18 protein-coding genes are annotated in these 20,188 nt (G+C 63.9%); 11 read left to right on the top strand and 7 right to left on the bottom strand.

Going from position 1 to position 20,188, the window contains the following annotated elements:
• Window positions 1-6: 6 nt before the first annotated feature.
• The gene (locus HBA99_RS12435) at window positions 7-891 is read right to left on the bottom strand and encodes a universal stress protein (protein WP_070930860.1); all 885 of its coding nucleotides are present in this window, start codon (window positions 889-891) and stop codon (window positions 7-9) included.
• A gap of 290 nt (window positions 892-1,181) precedes the next feature.
• On the opposite strand from HBA99_RS12435, the gene HBA99_RS12430 reads away from it, so the two are divergent.
• From HBA99_RS12430 to HBA99_RS12410, 5 genes are all read left to right on the top strand, one after another.
• Window positions 1,182-1,514: a hemophore-related protein gene (locus HBA99_RS12430; protein WP_030097882.1), complete on the top strand. Its 333-nt coding sequence runs from the start codon at window positions 1,182-1,184 to the stop codon at window positions 1,512-1,514.
• Window positions 1,515-1,801: 287 nt separating this feature from the next.
• The gene (locus HBA99_RS12425; protein WP_081342894.1) at window positions 1,802-7,219 is read left to right on the top strand and encodes a glutamate synthase-related protein; all 5,418 of its coding nucleotides are present in this window, start codon (window positions 1,802-1,804) and stop codon (window positions 7,217-7,219) included.
• Window positions 7,220-7,226: 7 nt separating this feature from the next.
• Window positions 7,227-8,969: a diflavin oxidoreductase gene (locus HBA99_RS12420; protein ID WP_070917709.1), complete on the top strand. Its 1,743-nt coding sequence runs from the start codon at window positions 7,227-7,229 to the stop codon at window positions 8,967-8,969.
• A complete protein-coding gene (locus tag HBA99_RS12415) occupies window positions 8,959-9,795 on the top strand; it encodes a ChuX/HutX family heme-like substrate-binding protein (RefSeq protein WP_057966389.1) in 837 nt (278 codons plus the stop codon). The genes HBA99_RS12420 and HBA99_RS12415 overlap by 11 nt, the downstream gene beginning before the upstream one ends.
• A gap of 163 nt (window positions 9,796-9,958) precedes the next feature.
• Window positions 9,959-10,249, top strand: coding sequence for a hypothetical protein (locus HBA99_RS12410; protein ID WP_030097887.1), 291 nt, complete (start codon window positions 9,959-9,961; stop codon window positions 10,247-10,249).
• Here the strand turns inward: HBA99_RS12410 and HBA99_RS12405 are convergent.
• The 3 genes from HBA99_RS12405 to HBA99_RS12395 all read right to left on the bottom strand — a co-directional run bounded on the left by HBA99_RS12405 (window position 10,238) and on the right by HBA99_RS12395 (window position 13,497).
• Window positions 10,238-11,608, bottom strand: a complete 1,371-nt coding sequence (locus HBA99_RS12405) for an LLM class flavin-dependent oxidoreductase (RefSeq protein WP_070930862.1) — start codon at window positions 11,606-11,608, stop codon at window positions 10,238-10,240. The two genes, HBA99_RS12410 and HBA99_RS12405, sit on opposite strands and share 12 nt — an antisense overlap.
• Complete coding sequence (locus HBA99_RS12400; RefSeq protein WP_081342895.1) at window positions 11,605-12,852, bottom strand: MFS transporter; 1,248 nt, start codon at window positions 12,850-12,852, stop codon at window positions 11,605-11,607. Before HBA99_RS12400 ends, HBA99_RS12405 begins: the two co-directional genes overlap by 4 nt.
• A gap of 159 nt (window positions 12,853-13,011) precedes the next feature.
• Complete coding sequence (locus HBA99_RS12395; RefSeq protein WP_070924091.1) at window positions 13,012-13,497, bottom strand: hypothetical protein; 486 nt, start codon at window positions 13,495-13,497, stop codon at window positions 13,012-13,014.
• Window positions 13,498-13,592: 95 nt separating this feature from the next.
• Between HBA99_RS12395 and HBA99_RS12390 the strand changes: the two genes are divergently transcribed.
• The gene (locus HBA99_RS12390) at window positions 13,593-14,249 is read left to right on the top strand and encodes a maleylpyruvate isomerase N-terminal domain-containing protein (protein WP_070917712.1); all 657 of its coding nucleotides are present in this window, start codon (window positions 13,593-13,595) and stop codon (window positions 14,247-14,249) included.
• 18 nt (window positions 14,250-14,267) lie between these two features.
• Here the strand turns inward: HBA99_RS12390 and HBA99_RS12385 are convergent, their stop codons facing one another.
• Complete coding sequence (locus tag HBA99_RS12385; protein WP_070917713.1) at window positions 14,268-14,657, bottom strand: hypothetical protein; 390 nt, start codon at window positions 14,655-14,657, stop codon at window positions 14,268-14,270.
• 98 nt (window positions 14,658-14,755) lie between these two features.
• Between HBA99_RS12385 and HBA99_RS12380 the strand changes: the two genes are divergently transcribed.
• The gene (locus HBA99_RS12380; protein ID WP_070930865.1) at window positions 14,756-16,237 is read left to right on the top strand and encodes a flavin-containing monooxygenase; all 1,482 of its coding nucleotides are present in this window, start codon (window positions 14,756-14,758) and stop codon (window positions 16,235-16,237) included.
• A 15-nt stretch (window positions 16,238-16,252) separates the two neighbouring features.
• Here the strand turns inward: HBA99_RS12380 and HBA99_RS12375 are convergent, their stop codons facing one another.
• Window positions 16,253-16,927, bottom strand: a complete 675-nt coding sequence (locus tag HBA99_RS12375; protein ID WP_070924089.1) for a (2Fe-2S)-binding protein — start codon at window positions 16,925-16,927, stop codon at window positions 16,253-16,255.
• A gap of 109 nt (window positions 16,928-17,036) precedes the next feature.
• On the opposite strand from HBA99_RS12375, the gene HBA99_RS12370 reads away from it, so the two are divergent.
• Complete coding sequence (locus HBA99_RS12370; protein ID WP_070924129.1) at window positions 17,037-17,483, top strand: SRPBCC family protein; 447 nt, start codon at window positions 17,037-17,039, stop codon at window positions 17,481-17,483.
• Window positions 17,484-17,512: 29 nt separating this feature from the next.
• On the opposite strand, the gene ripD is transcribed toward HBA99_RS12370, so the two are convergent.
• A complete protein-coding gene (gene ripD, locus HBA99_RS12365; RefSeq protein WP_030097896.1) occupies window positions 17,513-18,067 on the bottom strand; it encodes an NlpC/P60 family peptidoglycan-binding protein RipD in 555 nt (184 codons plus the stop codon).
• A gap of 244 nt (window positions 18,068-18,311) precedes the next feature.
• Here ripD and HBA99_RS12360 point away from each other — a divergent pair, with 244 nt between their 5' ends.
• The 3 genes from HBA99_RS12360 (at window position 18,312) to HBA99_RS12350 (ending at window position 20,179) form a co-directional block, all read left to right on the top strand.
• The gene (locus HBA99_RS12360) at window positions 18,312-18,977 is read left to right on the top strand and encodes a GNAT family N-acetyltransferase (RefSeq protein WP_057967768.1); all 666 of its coding nucleotides are present in this window, start codon (window positions 18,312-18,314) and stop codon (window positions 18,975-18,977) included.
• Between the two features lie 173 nt (window positions 18,978-19,150).
• The gene (locus HBA99_RS12355) at window positions 19,151-19,558 is read left to right on the top strand and encodes a MarR family winged helix-turn-helix transcriptional regulator (RefSeq protein WP_030097898.1); all 408 of its coding nucleotides are present in this window, start codon (window positions 19,151-19,153) and stop codon (window positions 19,556-19,558) included.
• 162 nt (window positions 19,559-19,720) lie between these two features.
• Window positions 19,721-20,179 (top strand): Fur family transcriptional regulator, encoded by a 459-nt coding sequence (locus HBA99_RS12350; RefSeq protein ID WP_070924088.1) that lies wholly within the window; start codon window positions 19,721-19,723, stop codon window positions 20,177-20,179.
• Window positions 20,180-20,188: the final 9 nt, after the last annotated feature.

Here is a 20,188-nt window from a genome sequence, read left to right as displayed (position 1 = left end):
TCGAGACTACGGCCGCGGTGTCACCAGCACCGGGCAAGCAGCCTTGTGAATCAGCGCATGGCTGGTGGATCCGAGGAAGAATCCCGCGACGTCACCGCGGCCGCGGCTTCCCGTGACGATCAACTGCGCGCCCTCGGACGCGCGGAGCAGGACGTCGGCGGGATGCCCGATCGCGAGAACGCGCCGGACCGGTACGTCCGGATGCTTCTCCTGCCAGCCGGATAGACGCTCGGCAAGAATCTGTTCCTGGCGCCGTTCCTCTGTGGTCGAATCGACGGCGCTCCACGCGGTGTAGGCGTAGACGTACCCCGGCGGAATGTTGTTCCAGACATGCACCGCCACCAGCTCGGCGTGTCGCATCGAGGCCTCCTCGAACGCCCACGCAAGCGCGCCGTCGCTGGAATCGGAATCGGCGACTCCCACGACAACCGGCCCTGCAGGTCCCGCCGCTTCTCTCACCACGACAACCGGGCTGTGGCCCTTCGCGGTCAGCGATACCGATACCGAGCCGGCCATCATGCCGGTGAATCCGCCGAGCCCGCTGGACCCGAGCACCGTCATGACAGCGTTCCGGGACAACTCCACGAGGATCGCGACGGGCTTACCCGCCGCCTTGACCGTGGACACTTCGACATTCGGGAACAGTGCGTAGACATGGTCCTTGGCCTGACTGAGGAACTCGGCGCCATCGGTGTCCAGGTGATCAAAGAAGCTCGCCGACGCCCCCAGGTTGTAACCCTGCCCGAAGCTGCTGTGATCGACGGCGTGCACCAGCGTCAGCGGCAGATTCCGCTGCTGGGCCTCGGCGCCTGCCCACGTCAGGGCGTGGAGCGCCGATGTCGATCCGTCGATACCGACAAGAATGTGGGGGTTGGGTGTCGTGGCGGTCATGGCTCCTCCGATGCGATAGGGCGGCTCTGCTCCTCCTCCCCGACACTATTGACCGCCCGGCGCGGCAGCCATGGGCCAAAATCCCCACTGCCAGTGACTTTCGGCCATACAAAAGTGGGCTTCATCACGCCATCGACGTGTCATTCGTGTTGGCGGAGCTTCCATTTGGAGCTCACCAGCCGGTAGATAGCATGACTAAGGACTCTCGTGATCCTGCTAGCGTTGTGCGTAACGGAATCTCGCCGACCGTCGATATGGACGTCGGGGGAACTGGTGGAAGGTAGACGAGAATGCCCTTGACGGCGAAGTTGATTGTTGGTTCTGGCGCGATCGCATTGTCGCTGGTTGCAGGCGGTGGAATCGCGTCCGCCGACCCGGATGTGACGGCCATCGTCAACACCACATGCACATACCCGCAGATCATGGCGGCACTGAACGAGCAGTCGCCCGCGGCGGCACAGCAGGTGAACGCGAATCCGATCGCCGGTGCCTGGCTGCAGCAGTTCGTGGCGTCGCCCAAGGTGAAGCGCCAGCAGATGGTCAACGAGGTACGGGGCATGCCGGCCGTTCAGGAGTACACCGTCCTGATCAACCAGGTCGCCAACTCCTGCAATAACTACTGAGCGGCGATTTTTCCGCCGCTGCCCCATAATGGGAAGTGGCGGCCGGTCCATCGAAGCGTCGGCACGCTTGCTAGGCCTGATCCTCGGTGTGACGTATATCCCGCCGACTATCAGACCTCATCGACTTAGGCTAGGCTTGGTTTAACTGACCCCAGGAGGCCGGGGAACCGGCGTCTGCCAGGTCGCGACCATGCCGAGCGCTGGTCAGGGCGGGTTCGCTCAACGAACGAGAAACCCAACGTCACACGCTGGATACGCCGTGCGCGGCGCTGGGTGAGGAGAATCGGCTGAACGGGCTGTATGACCAGAGCCAGGAGAAAAATAGCTGCGGTGTCGGCTTCCTGACCCGTAAAGACGGCATCCAGACACACGATGTCGTGCGCAAGCTCCACGAGGCACTCTGCGCCGTGCCGCACCGAGGAGGAATGTCTTCCGAGGGCGTTGGTGACGGCGCTGGCGTGAACATGGACCTGTCCTTGCGCTTCTTCTCCGAACTGACCGGCGATCCCGACTTGCTGCCGGGCGAGTTCGGGGTGGGCAACTTCTTCTTGCCCACCGATCCGGCATTCCACCCCGAGGCCGAGGCGGTCATCGAACAGGCCCTGCGGGCACAGGGATTCACGATCCTGCTCACACGGGATGTGCCAGTGGACAACGGGGCGATTCGCCCTGCCGCTGTGAAGTACCAGCTGCCGATTCGGCAATGGGTATTCCGTTCCGATTCCGAGCGCAAGACACATGAGGCGCTCATGGCGATCGAGGCCGTGGCCTACACGCGCCCGGAACTGCTTGGGCTCTACCCACTCTCGCTCAGCACGCACACTCAAGTCCTCAAAGGGCGCCTGAACTCCAACGAAGTGGTGCCGTACTTCAGCGACCTGTCCGATCCGCGGATGGAAGTGCACTCGATGTTCTTCCATACCAGGTTCTCCACCAACACCGCACCGAATGCGACCATGGCTCAGCCGTTCCGGCTGATGGCGCACAACGGTGAGCTCAACACGGACAAGAAGAATCGCTTGTCCGAGAATGCGATCGCGCTGGCCCGGAACCGGGCCATTATTCGCCCGGTGGGGCAATCGGACAGTTGCCGACTGGATCAAACCCTGCAAAGCCGGGTGCTTGAGGACGATCTCGACCTCGTCACCGCCGTCGTTGCGATGATGCCGCCCGCATGGGAGAACGACACAACACTCTCGCCCGGTGTGACGGCGATGCTCGAATACTTCAGCCTCTACGAGGAGAAGAACGACGGCCCCGCCGCGCTGATCTTCGGGGACGGCAACATCATCGGTGCGCGCCTGGACCGGCTTGGGCTCAGGCCACTACGCACGGTCGAGACGGCCGAGTACCTCGGAGTGATGTCCGAGGCCGGACAGATCTACTTCGACCCCGACACCGTGATCGAGCGCGGCCGCATCGAGGCCGGCGGCATGCGCTACTACGACCATGCCGAAGGCCGTTCCTACGGAACCATCGAGGCTCTCGAAAAGCTTGCCGCGCGCCATGATTACCCCACCATGCTGGCGCAGGCCCGCGTGAACATCGCGGACTTGCCCCACGTGCCCCCGGCGGGCCAGGGCTCGCCGGCACGATACGACGGCGACCTCGACCGTCACCAGCGGTACGTGGCGTACTCACTCAACCAGGAAAGCTTCAAGTTCCTGATGGATCCGATGCTGGCGACCGGTCAGGAGAAGATTTCCGCGATGGGCTACGGCGCAGCCATCAACGCCCTCTCCAATCAGGAAGGTGGCGTTGCGAAATACTTCTCGCAGCGGTTCGCCCAGGTGACCAACCCACCACTGGATTCCATCCGCGAGGCGGATGGAATGACCTTGCGTGTTGCGCTCGGCGCAAAGCCCAACAGCGGGGCTCAGCCCGCACCGCAGATCGTGGTCCCCTCCCCCATCCTGACCCATCTCGACATGCTCAAGATCCGCGAGCAGCAGGGCACCCCGGTCCGGCGTTTCGGGATGCGCTATCGCATCGAGCTCTCCGACCCGGCATCCAACGCCGAACGGATCGTGCGGGCCATCGATGAACTATGCGATGCGGTAGAGCAATTCGCGCGGGAGTCCGGCGGCATTGCGGTGATCTCCGACCGCCATGTCTCCAGTGATCGCGCGGCAATGCCCCTCATCATCGTCATCTCCGCCATCAATCAGCGGCTGATCGAAGAGGGCCTACGGCTGCGTGTTTCGTTGATCGCCGAGAGCGGACAACTGTGTTCCTCGCACCACGTGGCCGCCGTGCTGGGATTCGGCGCGTCGGCGGTATACCCGCTGGCCGTACAGATGCGGGCCGAGGAGAAGTACGGGGCCGATGCCGACAAGGCGTTCAAACATTTCGCCAAGGCGGCCGAGAAGTCACTGATGAAGACGATGGGCCGCGTGGGCCTATGTACCGTCGAGAGTTACATCGGCGGCGAGTTCTTCGAACCGAATTACCTCGATACCTCTGATCCGGTGTTGCACAGATACTTCCCCAATGTCGTGTCACCGGTCGCCGGTGTCGGTTTCTCCACTCTCGCAACAGCTGTCGCCGACTGGCATGCGCGTGCACTGGCGGTGACCGGCGAGAAAGACGTTCCGCTGCTGGGGCTGTTCAAGGAGCGAGCCGAGGGCGCGGGCCACTCGTACGGCACCACGGCGGTACGCGGATTCGTCGACATGACCGAGGAAGCCATCTCATTCGGGGACGAAGCGCGCCCGGAAAACCCCGACATGGCCGACCCGACCTACCTGAGGCTGCTGCCATTGCACCAACTCGAGGGTGCGTTCGGGCTGGACGACGGCGCGTACCGCAACAACAGCTTTGACGAGCTGCCCACGCGCGCTGTCGATAGTTTCGATATCACCCCGGGCTACCGCAGTTTTGTCCGGGCTATGAACACAGAACGCACCCGGCGCCCGGCGGCGCTTCGGGACGTACTGGCGCTGCCCGCCGATGTGAATTTCGTGCGTACCGCCAACGAGTTCCGCAGGGAAATGGGGCAATTCGCCCGGTTCGGAAACAACGACTTTCAGGTGCGTGGCCTGTCCTGCCGGGAATCCGATGGCAAGTTCGTGCTGCGGCTCTCACACACCCACGAGCGGCTCGCGGCGCTGGCAGCCTCGCTTCGGGTCCGGTTCGGCGCTGACATCACCAGCCAGGAGATCATCGGCGACGAGCTGCATCTGAAGGCGACCGGCCAAGCGGCGAGCTACCTGACGAAGATCAGGACGGCTCCGGATTCGGTTTCCCTGTCCTCAGTGCAACCGGCCAGTGAAATCACCCCCACGCTGACATCGGGTGCCATGAGCCACGGCGCGTTGGTGGCCCCGGCACACGAGGCCGTGGCCCACGGAACCAACTTGGTTGGCGGACTCTCCAACTGCGGCGAGGGCGGCGAACACATCAGCCGTTACGGCACCATCCGCGGCTCCCGCATCAAGCAGTTCGCCTCCGGGCGCTTCGGAGTGTGGGCGGGATACCTTGCCGACCCGATGCTCCAGGAGCTGGAGATCAAGATCGGGCAGGGCGCCAAACCCGGTGAAGGCGGCCAACTTCCAGCGCCGAAAGTAACCGTCCAGATCGCCGCGGCGCGCGGAGGAACCCCGGGTGTCGAACTCGTCTCTCCTCCGCCCCATCACGACACGTACTCGATCGAGGACCTCGCGCAGCTGATCCACGATTGCAAGGCGGCCCGTGTCCGGGTGATCGTGAAACTGGTTTCTTCGGAGGGCATCGGCACGATTGCCGTGGGTGTTGCCAAGGCCGGCGCCGATGTCATCAATGTCGCGGGCAACACCGGTGGCACCGGAGCGGCGGCCGTGACAAGCCTCAAGTATGCGGGCCGCTCGGCGGAAATCGGTGTGGCCGAAGTGCATCAGGCTTTGTGCGCCAATGGAATCCGGCAGAAGGTTGTGCTCCGCTGCTCGGGCGCGCATCAGACCGCCAGCGACGTCATCAAGTCAGCGCTGCTGGGGGCGGACAGTTTCGAGTTCGGGACCACCGCCCTGATGATGCTCAAGTGCGTCATGGCCAAGAACTGCAACATCAAATGTCCGGCCGGGCTGACGACCAACGCCGAGGTCTTCGAGGGTGATCCTCGGGCACTTGCCCAGTATCTGCTGAACATCGCGCACGAAGTGCGGGAGCTGCTGGCGACGCTCGGCCTGCGGACGCTGCGTGAAGCGCGCGGTCGCAGCGACCTCCTGCATCTGCTGGATCACCCGTCGAGCATCGGCACCCTCGATCTGCGCCGCATGCTTGCGGTGGCAGAGGAATTCGTCGTCCAGAATCCGGTGTACATGGAGAAGGACTACTCCGTGGACGACGCGTTCACCGAGCAGCTCGACCTCGACGGCACGGTACTGCCACCCAGACAGCTGACCAACCAGAACAAGAGCGTCGGCGGTCAGCTCGCGATCGATATCGAGCGGATGCTCAACTATCAAGGGGCAGAAGGATCCGCGGTCGCCGTTGACGAACGTGGCCGTCGTTACTTGCTACCCGAGAGTGTCTCGATCACCACAACGGGCTCGGCAGGCCAGAGCTACGGCGTGTTCTGCAACGACGGCATGATGCTGATGCACACGGGCACCTGCAACGATGGAGTCGGTAAGAGCGCCTGCGGCGGCACGATCACCGTGCGCTCACCCGGCGGTGGTTCGGAGGCGCCGGGCGGCAACGTCCTGATCGGAAACTTCGCCCTCTTCGGTGCTTCGGGGGGACGCCTGTTCGTAGAAGGCCAGGCCGGGGACCGCTTCGCGGTTCGGAACTCGGGTGCAACGGCAGTGGTCGAGGGCGTCGGCGAATTCCTTTGTGAATACATGACCAATGGTGCCGTGCTCAACATCGGCGGATTCGGCAAGGGCGTGGCGAACGGGATGAGCGGCGGCTTCCTGTACCAGTACGACCCGCACGGCGAACTGCCCTCGAAGGTCAGCAGCGACTCGGTGCTGGTACTGCCCGTGACCGATGCCCCGTTCCACGAGGCCGCAGCCCGCATCCTGCTGCAATGGCATGTGGCGGCCACCGGGTCAGTCAGAGGCCAAGCCCTGCTTGATGATTGGCAGAGCACCCGGGAGCACCTGGTCTACACGATGTCGCGGGCGCTGTTGCAGTACCAGGATTCCGACGCCATTCTGCAAGGCAAGACACGCAAGGAACTGCTGGACGAATTGGCCGCCGCCCTGGCCGGCTACCAAGTACACAAGTTCAAGCTGTCCTACCGGAGCCAGCGCGATGTCCTCGAAGGATCGGTGCCCGCATACGGCGACACCGATACCGAAGGGATGTACGCGCTGCTGAACACCTACACGGTGCTGAACATGGCCCAGCAGCTCGCGCTGTCCAGGATGCCGAACGTCACGGACGTCACCGACCCCCGGATCGGCAAGGCAGTGCGCAATCTCGTACTCACCGAGGACTTCTTCTTGATCCAGAAGCTGCAAAAGTATGCACGTGAGGCGATCGACGGGCATAGCGATGAGGACCTGGCCGTGCTGATCGCGGACAAGCGCCTCAACGATTACAAGGAGGCGCTGAGCCAACGCAACGTCTTGTCCATGGACAGCCCGGGAACCTACGGCTGGATCCTGTACCAGAGCAACAAAAACCGGGACAAGATCGGCCGTCTGCCTTCCTTCGAAGAACTGTTCGCACATCAAGCGTTACCTGTTGTCGCCCTGTCCGGACCGTCCCTCCAGACCACGTGAAGAAGCCATGAAGATCGCCTACATTCCCGAAGACGCCCCATTCAACGAGGACCAGCGCGCCTGGCTCTCCGGATTCCTGGCGGGGCTGCACTCCCGTCTCGCCATGAACCTGGCAGCGCCACCGCCGGCGGCCTCCGGGGACCTGGCAGCTCCCCGCCCGCCGCTGCGCATCCTGTACGGCACCCAGACCGGTAATGCCGAAATCGTGGCGGGCGACGCTGCCGCCGCGGCCAAGGCTCAGGGATTCGACGTGACGGTCAGCGGCCTCGAGGAGATAGCGCTCGATCAGTTCGCCGGACTGAAATACGTCCTCATCGTCACGTCCACCTATGGCGAGGGCGAGATGCCCGATAACGCCGAACTGTTCTGGGAAGCACTGTCTTCAACACTGGCGCCCCGTCTCGAAGGGGTGTCCTACGGTGTGCTCGCCCTCGGCGACACCAGTTACGACGGTTTCTGCCAGGCCGGCAAGCTCATCGACACCCGTCTCGAACAACTCGGCGCGAGTCGGGTGGTCGGTCGTGCCGACTGCGATATCGACTACGAGGCGCAGGCCGCGGAATGGGTCCAGGGCGCAGTCGCGAGCCTGGTCACCCTGGCCGGAGCCAGCGGCACCCCTGGAACTCCCCCGCCGAGCACCGTGGTTCGTTCCGGGTGGACCCGCAAGAATCCGTTTCCCGCAGAGGTACGGGTCAACCGGCTGCTCTCACGCGCGGGCTCTGACAAGGAGATCCGGCACTTCGAGTTCGCGCTCGCGGACAGCGGGATCACCTACGAGGCGGGCGACGCGCTCGCGGTCATCGCCGAGAACGATCCGGCACTGGTAGGGGCGATCGCGGATCACTTCCGTGTCTCCACAGAGACCCTGGTCGACGGTGAGCCCCTGGGTGAACTGTTGGGCACCCGCTACGAGATCAGCGCCCCATCGCGAGACTTGTTGAGCGAGGTGGAAAACCGCGCGGAGAGCGAGGAGTTCTCGCATGCACTCCGAGGCGGGGTCAAGGAGGTGCTGGATGCCTGGCTGTACGGCAAGGACATCCTTGACATCCTGCGCATCGGCGGGGATGCGCTGAGCCTGGAAGAGTTCATGGGGCTGCTCAAACCGCTGCAGCACCGCGCCTACTCGATCTCTTCCAGCGCATTGGCTCACCCAGAGCGCATCCACTTGACGGTCGCCAGCGTGCGGTACCAGAGCCTGGGCCGTGAACGCGGCGGGGTGTGTTCCACATTCTTGGCAGATCGTGGCAGTAATGCCCGTATCTTCTTGCAACCCAACAAGTCCTTCCGGGTCCCGAGTGATGACGATGCGCCGATGATCATGGTCGGCCCCGGCACCGGCGTGGCGCCGTTCCGCGCGTTCCTGCAGGAACGTGAGCAGCGCGGCGCCAGCGGCCGCAACTGGCTGTTCTTCGGTGACCAGCACCGTGAACACGACTACATCTACGAGCACGAGCTCGACGGGTGGCATACCTCCGGCCTTCTCAACCGGCTCGATCTGGCCTTCTCGCGTGATCAGGCAGAGAAGATCTACGTGCAGACGCGGATGCGCGAGCATGGCCAGGATCTGTTCGCATGGCTCCAAGATGGCGGGCACTTCTACGTGTGTGGCGACGCCACGCGCATGGCCAAGGATGTGGACAAGGCGCTGCACGAGATCGTCGGTGAGCACGGCGGATTCAGCCCCGATGAGGCGTCCGAGTATGTCAACACCCTCAAGCGGGAAAAGCGGTACGTCCGCGATGTGTACTGACGGCCGGCGCTGCGAACACTGCCCCGCCCGACGAATCGTGGCGGGGCCCAATGCCATTGCCGAAGCACTCCCCGCCCTTGGCACGGTGGTGGCCGTGACCGCCAACGATGCCGCCCTGATCAGCCACACCGGCGAGTACCTGGAACCCGCCTTTCCCGGCGAGGCACTGTGCTGCGATGACGAGTACATCGCCCTGCGGCTCAACCCTGCACTCGTCCGCGATGCCTTCCTGGCACCGCGAGCGCTGACGATGGTCGCCGAGACCGGCACGCACCGCGCCTACCTGACCCCGCTTTCGGACCGCCTGACGATCAGCGCCCTCGAGCTGGCACCGGCGGCGGCCCCCGAAGCGTTCCCCGTCACCGATTGGTCCGACGTCAATTGGCATGACACCGATCAGCTCACCCACCTCGACGCACTCACCCCCGGGCGTTACCGCGTGCTTCCGTTCACCGGCGCCCGCAAGATCGATTCGCAGGTCATCCCCCATCTGCTGGCTCACATCGTGGACGTGGACATGCCGTTCACGATCGCGGTTCCCGGTGGCGGCTGCGTGCAGCTGCACCGTGGCCACGCCGCGATGGTCGAACAGGCCGGCGCACATATCGCCGTCATCTTCGGGGCCTCGAGGTACGCCATGGATCCGGTGTTCATCGCCGAGTCCTGGGTGACACATGCGCACGGTACCCAGGGCCTGACATCGTCGGTCGAGCTCTACGACCACAGCCATCGGTGCGTCACGACCATCACGCAAACCGGCCCGATCACGGCCCGGCTTCATCAGGCGTGGGAACACATGATCGCTTCGTTGCCTGACGCCGCCTGACCTCCACCCGCCTCGCGGTTCGGCACTCATCTCACAGCTGATAGCCGGCGAAGTGTGAACAGATTGAGATGTCCCGGTGAATTGGGGGCAGCGTCCGGGAAATTGTGCGGCCCTAGCGTGTGCGCATGAAAGCGACACCCGGAGGCAACATGGGCGGTGAACCGTGAGCGGCCTGATCAAGGTCGTCGATCCGATCCTTCCGGGTCGGAGCGCGGATCTGCGTCAGGCGCAGTACTACCAGGATGTCCTCGGCGAGCTACGTGCAGTGGCCCTGCGGGAACTCGACGACCATGTGGCATCCCTGGAGCGCAGAAGACAGAGCGGCAAGCCATCGAGCCTCTCGCGCCTGCACCGGCTCGTCGGTGCTAAACGCGCCGAGCTGGCCGCACTGGATCAGTTGCTTGTGGCGCTCAGTGATCGATTCGGAGATCACTCCACCTTGTCAGCCGGGTAGGGCTGCTCGACGATACGACCGGCCCGGATGTCCGTCGGACAGATGGGGCCCGCGGCCACCGAGATGCTCGCGCAGGCTGAGCCTTTCCCGCCGATACGGCACCCGGCCTCGGCGCCGGAGCTCGGGCACCACGAAACGGGCGAAATCGACGAAGGTCCCGGGTGTGGTCACATACGCGACGTTGAACCCGTCGACATCGGCAGCGTCGACCCAGTGTTCCAGTTCGTCGGCGATGTCGGCGGCGGCACCGACGAGAACCGGCCCACGCCCGCCGATCCCGATTTCCTGCGCCAGCTCACCCACCGTCCAGGTACGGCTCGGATCCTTGGTAAACGAGGCCAGCGCGGAACGGTTGGCATCGGTCTGGACATGCCGCAGCGCCTCGTCTGCCCCGAGCCCAGCCAGATCAACTCCCGTCCAGCCACCAAATAGAGCCAATGCACCTGCGGGGCTGACATATTGGCGGTAATCATGCAGCTTAGCGATCGCCAGATCCCGCGTCTCCGCGACGATCGGGGTCACCATGGTGAAAACCTTGATGGCCCGCGGGTCGCGGCCCAATCCCGCTGCGGCCTCACGCAAGGCCCGCACCGGTCCGCGCACGACCTGCGGCGTCGGACCCGATACGAACACCGCTTCGGCGTGAGCCGCCGCGAATTGAACTCCCCGCGCCGAGGCACCCGCCTGGAACAGCACCGGTGTGCGCTGCGGCGAGGGTTCGCACAGAAATGGCCCGGGAACGGTGAAATACCTTCCCTGGTGCGCGATGTCATGGACCTTGGCCGGGTCGGTGAAGACACCCCGCGCCCTGTCATGCACCACGGCACCGTCCTCCCATGAACCTTCCCACAGCTTGTAACAGACCTGGAGGTACTCGTCGGCGATGTCGTAGCGCCGGTCATGCGGTATTTGGGAGTCCAGTCCCAAATTCCTTGCTGCACTGTCTAAATACGATGTGACAATGTTCCATGCCACCCGCCCCTCGGTGAGGTGATCGAGCGTCGAGAGACGGCGGGCCAAGGCATACGGCTGCTCGTAGGTGAGTGACAGCGTGATCCCGAATCCCAATGTCTCGGTCACCGCCGCCATCGCCGATACGGCCAGCGACGGGTCATTGACCGGGAATTGCGCCGCATCGACCACGGCCGCATCGCGCGAAGCTCCGTACACGTCATACGCACCCAGCACGTCGGCGAGGAACAACAGGTCAAAACCGCCGGTCTCGAGCGACCGGGCGAGTTCGGTCCAATAGCTCAAGGTCCGGTATCGGTATCCCTGATCCTCGGGATGTCGCCACAGGCCCGGTGATTGGTGGCCGACACATGCCATGTCGAAGGCATTGAGGTAGATCCGGCTCATCGAGAGGCTCCGATCTTGTCTCGATAGGTTTCACGGGCGGCATGTGCGGAGGCGAACGTGAGTGCGGCCAGCACCAGGTAGTAGACGACAATGAGCCATGGGTTGCCATGGTTGACGGCCAGCAGGGCTGCGGCGATCAGCGGGGCGAATCCACCGGATAGCACCGCACCGATCTGATAGCCCAGAGACGCCCCGCTGTAGCGGACCCGGGTGTCGAACAGCTCGGCGAACCACGCGGCCTGGGGACCATACATGGCGTCGTGAACAACGTTGATCCCGAAGATAATTGAGAGCACCACGAGAACCGTCGACCCGCTTCCGGCCGCCAGGAAGAACAGCGTCAACGCCACCGGTCCGGCCACCGCTCCGAACAGGTAAAGCGGACGTCGGCCGATCCTGTCGGATAGTGCCGACCACGCCGGCGTACTCACGATGCCGATCGCCGAAGCGGTCAACACGGCAGTCAACCCGACTTGACTGTCCTTCCCGAACACGTCTTGCAGGTAGGTCAACGAGTAGGTGGTCAGCAGTACGAACAAGGCGATCTGGGACAGCCGTAAGCCGATGGTCAACAGCACATTACGGGGCTGCGTGCGCACGACTTCCACGACAGGCAGCCGGGCGAGCTCGCCTCGTTCGCGCAGCCGCCGGAAGTCCGCTGAGTCACTCAGCCGCAATCTGATCGCCAGGCCGACGGCCACCAAGATGACGCTGCTCAAGAACGGGATGCGCCAGCCCCAGGCAAGAAACACGTCCGGCCCGGTGAGCATTCGAGTGAGACCGAATACGCCGGTAGCCAAGAGCATTCCCGCTGGCGAGCCCAACTGGGTGAAGCTGCCGAACAGACCCCGATGGCCGGGCGGGGCGTGTTCAACCGACAGCAGGGCGGCGCCACCCCATTCCGCTCCGGCCGCGAGCCCCTGCAACACCCGTAGCGTCGCCAGTGCGCTCGGTGCGAAAACGCCCGCCTCGGCATAGGTCGGCAGTGCGCCGATCAGCGCGGTGGCAGTGCCCATGAGGAGCAGCGCCCCAACGAGAACGGCCTTGCGCCCCAGCCGGTCACCCAGGTGTCCGGCGATGACGGCTCCCACGGGGCGCGCACCGAACCCCGCGGCGTAGGTTGCGAACGAGGCCAGCGTGCCGGCTGTCGAGGAGACGGTCGGGAAGAACAAGGGCCTCAGGACAAGTGCCGCAGCCGTCGCGTAGAGGTAGAAGTCGTACCACTCGATGGTGGTGCCGACCATGCAGCTCAGCGCAACGGTACGGGCGCCGGGACCACCGCTCGGGGCCGGTCCACCCGCGTGAACGGCAGGCGCCGCACTGGTGGTAGTCACGTGACGCCACGGTGCATGACCGGATCGCCGGTGGGAACCTTTGTGCTCGGCGGGATTTCAGCCGTACGGCTAGTGGCTCCCGGCCCGCATATCGGGCTGTGAATCCTCTAGCGGGGTAAGGATTGTCGCGAGCCAGGTGACCGTCAGCGTGGAGGAGGCGAGCGCAGCCAGCAGCGTCCACATCAACGGATCGGAACCGTCCGCCGTCTGATGCCACCACAGCGCGGCCAGACTTGTCACCGCGCTCAGCGCCGCGGTGTACGCCGCCGCGCAGCACCACCGGAAGTGCCTCCGGCGCAGAGCTACGAGCGAAACAAGGCATGCCACCAGAAACATGATGGACGTCCCCGGCACCACGGCATCGACATGCAGCGACGGACTGGCTTGGGCGCCGAGGTTTGACCAGCGACTTGCCGCGGCCACGCCCAGGACGATGGCCGCCACCAGCGCGGTCCAGCGTCGCGGCCTGCTCATCCAGACGTCCTCAAGCACGCCGCGCTCGATCGCGCGCAGCGTGTCCTCAAGTCCAACGTCGTCGTGGCGCTGCGTCCTCACTCAATGCCTCCCAAATTCGAACATCTCTGAGACTAGAGGTCGGATGCGGTGGCGCGGGAGTTCCGTACCACTTGTCGTACTGCTACTTTCCGGCGGTGGACCTCTTCACCCACACCTGGGCAGCTCTGCGTGCCGCCGTCGCCGATCTGCCGGACCAGGCATTTACCCAGCCGTCCGGCTGCGCGGGCTGGCTCGTGCGCGATCTGGTGTGCCATCTGATCATCGATGCCCAGGACGTGCTGATAACCCTGGCAACCCCCAGCGAGGAACCACCGACGCGCGATGCGCTGACCTACTGGGAAGTCCTTGGTGCGCCCCCTGCCGGTGACGACGCCCTCGATGCGCTGATCGTCAGGTTGGCCGCCGCCTACCAGGAGCCGGGCCTGCTCACCTTTCACCTGGATGACCTGGGCGCCGCGGCCGGGCGCGCCGCGCTCCTCGCCCATCGCGACCAGTGCGTCGCCACCAAGGGACAGGTCCTCACCGTGGGCGATTATCTGGATGCCTACGTCCTGGAATGGACATTGCATCATCTCGACCTTGTCGCGTATCTTCCCGACGCGGCAGCCCCACCCGCCGCCGGGCTTTCGCGTACGCGTCAGATGGTGGAGCAGATCGCCGGATACAAGATCCCCGCGACACTGACGGATACCGACGCCCTGGTGATCGGAACGGGGCGCCGCTCCCCAACCGCCGCACAAACCGCAGCCTTGGGAGCCGACGGGAACAGAATTCCCGTCTTTCTCGGCTGAGTCACGCGCGTCCTTCGCCTACGCGCAGTTCAGGGTGACATAGGCGATCTTGTAGTCAGGGGCTTCCCCATCGCGGGCGGGCGCCGGCCTGATATCGCTCGTGTGCTGGTGCTGCACCGGGGTTTGGGTCAGGATCGAGCGAACCGTGCAGTCCTCGATGCCCCGCCCGCCCGTCTTGGTGACGATGACGCGGTACCCCTCCGAGGTGAGCATGTCGATGACCCCCTGGGCGCCCCCGACGGCGGCCGGGCCCGCGGCGGCCAGCGGGGATTGCGTAAGGAATACCGCCGTGCTCGCTGCCACGGCGACGAACCCGGCCGAGGACACCGCCCTGACGAGCGCTTTGGCACTGTGAACTGCGCATTCGGTGATCATGTGACGGTGCTCCTCTCGGGTTGAATCCACCATATGACACATTGTGTCATTCTGTACACATCGTTTCATGTGGTGTGGAGCACATCTAGACAGGCGGACCATTTCTCGGAGGTCGCGGCTAGCATTGGGACATGACAACGCAGTTTGACGCCGTCATCGTCGGGGCCGGTTTCGGCGGGATGGGCGCGGCGATCCAGCTCAAGGAGCTGGGCCTGACCAACCTTGCGATCCTGGATCGCGAGGACGATTTGGGCGGTACCTGGCACGTCAACCATTACCCCGGCCTGGCTGTCGACATCCCTTCGGCGACCTATTCGTATTCCTTCGAGCCCAATCCCTACTGGTCGCGGTTGTTCGCGCCGGGTTCCGAACTCAAGCAGTACGCCGCCCATGTGGCCGAGAAGCACGACCTGCGCAAGTACATGCGGTTCAACACCCCGGTATCGGGTGCACGCTGGGACGAGGAGGGCCAACACTGGGTTGTGGCCACCGAGTCCGGTGAGACCCTCACCGGTAAATATCTTCTGACAGCCACCGGATACCTGTCTCAGCCCAAGATGCCCGATATTGCGGGTATCGAGTCCTTCACCGGCAAGGTCATCCACACCACCAAGTGGGATAACAGTTATCGGGCCGCGGGCCACAAGATTGGCCTGATCGGCACCGGCGCCACCGCCGTTCAGCTCATCCCTGAGCTGGCCAAGGACGCGCAGCACCTGACCGTGTACCAGCGCACCCCGATCTGGGTCGTACCCAAGGCCGACGCGAAGGTCCCCGGTGTGATCAAGAAGCTTTTCGCGAAGGTGCCACGTACCCAAAAGATCGCTCGCACAGTGGGTTCGGCGATCCTTGAAGTGATCATGGTGGGCGGAGTACTGCATTTCCGTCAGTTCCGGCAGGCCAACAACGGGGCCGCGATGCTGGCCAAGGCGCATTTGTTCGCGCAGGTGCGCGACCGCGAGCTGCGCCGCAAGCTGACACCCGACTACGACTTCGGTTGCAAGCGGCCGACATTCTCGAACACGTACTTCCGGGCCTTCAGCAAGAAGAACGTCAGCCTTGAGACGGCATCGATCGAGCGGATCGAGCCCGATGGCATCGTCACCGCAGACGGTCGCAAGACGGTCATCGACACCTTGGTCTTGGCCACCGGTTTCAATCTGTGGGAATCGGCCTTCCCCGCGTTCGAGGTAGTCGGTCGTGAGGACTACAACCTCGGAAAATTCTGGCGGGATAATCGATTCCAGGCGTTCGAAGGTATCGCGGTGCCCAAGTTCCCGAATCTGCTAACACTCAACGGGCCCTACTCCTACAGCGGGTTGTCCTACTTCGACACCATCGAGTCCCAGATGCGGCACATCAAGCGGCTCTTTGGCGAGATGGCTCGCACCGGCGCCGAAACCTTCGAGGTCACCGACGAGGCCAACACCGAGTTCCTGAACCGCATGGTCGGCAACCTGGACAATTCGGTGTTCTATCTCGGCAGCTGCCAGACGGCACGAAGCTACTACTTCAACCAGCACGGTGAGGCCGCACTGCTGCGCCCGACATCCACGGCCAGCGCGTACAAGGAGCAGGAGTCATTCCCGCTGGAGGCCTACCAGCTGGCCTAGCCGGTTCTGGGTGGGTTAGCCGAGTACGCAGTCGCCGCATACCGCGGAACGGTCGTCGGTGAGCTGATAGATCAGACAGCAGCTGCGCCGCCGGAAATCAGGTCTTGCACGCTGGGTGCCGTCGTCGATGCGCGGGTCGCGAAGGTAGGAGTCGGCAACTTCGCGGGCGGCGTCGGTCAGTTCGGGTCGCGATGAGGCGATGAGGCGCGCGGCGCTGTTCACGGCCGATCCGACGTTTCCCCAGAGGACGCGGTCGCTTACCCCCGCGTGTTCCATGACGCCCTCGGTGATCGATTCCACTACCGACCCGGTGATGGCGGAGTCCTCCCCCATCCGCATGACCACGGAAAGCGGAAACGGACCGCCGAGCTCGTCCTGCCACCACAACTCGTGTGGCTGCTGCGAGATCCGCGGTTCGTCGCATGCCGCTGCGGCGACCGTTGGCGCCAGGATGCGGGCGACCAAACCAAGATGAGCCACCGAGCCTGCTACCCGCGGATCGATGTCGGCGGGGCTCACCGCTATCCGCGCGGCGAGATTGCTTCGGACGCGCTCAATCCGATCCGCCAATGCGTGTGATCCGTCGGTCAACTCCGCCACAGGCCGCCACGGCGGGATCGGCGCGTCACCGGTGTCATGGGTCTCGACGGCGAAGAAGGGCCCAAAAGCCGACACCTCAAACGCGCTCACACGCCGATGATGCCATCAGCCCGATCAAGATCACGCGCGGGCGAGGCATTGGGTTTAGGTTACTTGCGTCCGGTACATCCAGGGGCAGTGCGCACGAAAGGTGTCGTTGGTGGCTGAGCAGGTCGGGGACCTCACTACGGTCAATTTCGAATACCACTACTCGTATCCGGCCCACCAGGTGTGGTCGATTCTTGTGTCCCCGCAGTTGTTCGGGCAGTGGGTCAAAGATTTCGGGCCGACCAAATACGAGACGGGACTCGCGTTCTCGTTTAGCGTCTTCCCGTTCGTGGGAAGCGGATTCGTCGGAGAGATCGACGGCCGATTCACCGAGGTTGTCGACGACGAGCTGTTGGCCTACCGGATGACCACCCGCGACGGATCGATCACCATCGACTCACGCTGGACCCTGAACCCGAATGCAGACGGAACCCGGCTATCTGTCGAGGCGACCGGATTCAACCCGAATGACCACGACCAGATGCGGTTCAGGCAGCTGTGTCTGGTGGGTTGGCCTGCTGTGCTGGAACGGATTGAGGACTTTCTGCGCGAGCAGTGATCGCGCAGAAAGACGCTCCATCGCTGTGACTACTCGATCACCCGAACCAGGTAGGGGGCCATGTCGTTGAACCGCACCTGCGACACCTGCACCGCGGGTTCGGATGCTTCCAGCATGAGGTTGTTCCCCAGGAACATCGTCACGCTCTGGCTACCGTTGGGACCGTAGAAGATGAGATCCCCCGGAAGCGCCTGGGACGGAGCGATTTTCCGGCCGACGTTGTATTGATCACCGGATCGGCGTGGAAGCTTGATGCCTGCGGCGGCATAGGAGTAGACCATCAGCCCCGAGGCGTCGAAACCGGGAACCTTGGGCGCAGGGGCAGCCACCGGAGCGGGAATCAACCCCAGCAGGCTCGTGGTCGCCTCCGGCGCGGCAGGCGCGGTGTCGGTACTTGTGGTCGGGCCGTCGGTGTTACCGCCCCCATATGTGAACGGCACGCCGCGTTGAGACAGGCCCCTGGCGATCACCGCGTTGACGAGCTTCTGGGCGTCGGCGGGACTTCTGTGAACGTCCGCCGAGGCCAACCCCGGGGTGGCGAAGAGCAGGGCGATGCCGAGCATGACGGCGTATGTGCGTTTCATTCGATTGTCGCTTCCCTCCGGCCGCGAATCCTCCATGCGCGGGTGGTTCCCTCCGGCCGGCGATGACCACCAAGATCCTTTGTACCTCCGCGGCCCCTTCCAATCCCAATTAGGTTCTGCGACATGGCCAATGAGTTGTCGTAACGTGACCGAACGGTGATACGCGGCGGGGCTTCGGCGCACGTCAACCCTTACGCTCAACGTTTCTTGAGCGCGGTTGGCCCGCCGGTCGTAGGCTGGCGCCATGACCGACCACGACCGCCTTGCCGCCCGCCGCGAAATCGCCGACGCACTCACCAGCGCGTTCGAACGGCGTCACGAAGTGCTTGACCTGATTGTGGAAGCCGATGACCGGAAGAGTGCGATCGACGCGATAGCCGCACTATTGGGAACCTCGCATCTGGGCGGTGAGGCAGTCATGGGGATGTCGTTCGATCATCTGACCAAGGATGAGCGCCGCAAGAACGCGGCCGAGCTCGAGGATCTCAACAGCCAGCTCACCTTCACACTCATGGAGCGCCCCGCGAGCTCGGGAGACAGCCTTGAGCTGCGCCCGTTCTCCGGGAATGCCGATGCCGACATCTTCGCCGTACGTACGGAAGAGATCGGCCAGGCCGGCGACGGGTCCGGCGCCCCCGCCGGGGGTGTCGAAGACGAATTGCGGGCGGCTCTCGCGCGCATCGATGATGAAGAGGCGGCCTGGTTCGTCGCCGTCGAAGGGCCCAGCAAGGTGGGCATCGTCTTTGGTGAGCTGGTCGACGGTGAGGTGAACGTGCGGATCTGGGTCCATCCCGACCACCGCAAGAAGGGTTACGGCACCGCGGCTTTGCGAAAGTCCCGATCGGTGATGGCCGCCTACTTCCCCGCCGTGCCCATGGTGGTACGTGCACCCGGCGCCCCCGCGTCATAGGCACCCGACAGATTTAATGCTCATCAAGAGCATTGATCAATGTGCTTGATGCACTGATGAATTGGTGCGAATGTACCGGACGACACGCCGCCCCTCCACAGCGCTTCGGGCGGTGGAACATTGGCGAGGTCCGCTACTGTTAGCGCGGTATGAGCACATACGAGGAATCTCCGATGGGCATTCTGGTGTCTCAGATCTACCGGGTGCTGTGGTCACGCGCTTCGGTGATCGTGCGCGACTTCGGCGTGACTGTTCCGCAGATGGAGTGCCTGGCCGTGCTTTCCGCACAGCCGGGGATATCCAATGTTGAGATCGCCGCAGAGCTTCGAATCACCCCCCAGGCGGTAAGCCTGGTCCAGCGGTCGCTGGAGGAGGCAGGTTTGGTGCATCGTTCGCGACGGCAGGCAGACGCGAGGGTGCTGACCACCGAGTTGACCGCCAAGGGACGAAAGCTCTTCGAGCGTGCCGACGCCACGCTGCGCGAGGATGACGACGAGATTCTGGCCAACATGACGGACAAGGATCGTGCCCAGCTGCGCAGGCTGCTCGGCGGAGTGATCGAGACGATGTCGGCCCGGTAGTTCACCCACCTCCGCGTGCAAAAGTGCTCAGTGTCAACACTATTGACGACGTTTGGCCATCATTGATGACGCCTTTGCGCTGGTTGAACGGGTTCTGAACCCTTTCCAACTCTTTTCCGGATTTCTTGGACTCATTCCAGATAATTCAGGCATACTGCCGTTGTGGCCTTCACACCGGACGAGTACGCGGCGCTGCTGCGGACCGCCGATCTGCGTGTGACCCGTCCCCGAGTGGCCGTGCTCGAGGCCGTCGAAGCGAACCCGCACGCCGATACCGAGACCGTCTTCGGTGCGGTGCGGGCGGGCCTGCCCGAGGTGTCCCGGCAGGCCGTTTACGACGTCTTGGCGGCGCTGACGTCGGCCGGCCTGCTGCGCAAGATTCAGCCCTCCGGCTCCGTCGCACGGTACGAATCACGGGTTGGCGACAACCACCACCACGCCGTATGCCGCTCGTGCGGTGTCATCGCGGACATCGATTGCGCGATCGGCGCCGCGCCCTGTCTTACCCCGTCCGACTACAACGGATTCGTCCTGGAGGAGGCCGAGGTCATCTATTGGGGCTTATGCCTCGACTGTGCAGCACACGCTGCGTCCACACAAATTTCGGGATCACACACGTGATCACAGCCC

This window comes from Mycobacteroides chelonae (assembly GCF_016767715.1).
Taxonomy (GTDB): domain Bacteria; phylum Actinomycetota; class Actinomycetes; order Mycobacteriales; family Mycobacteriaceae; genus Mycobacterium; species Mycobacterium gwanakae.
The sequence above is the reverse complement of the archived record's forward strand: the minus strand, read 5'-3'. Positions and strand labels throughout refer to the sequence as shown.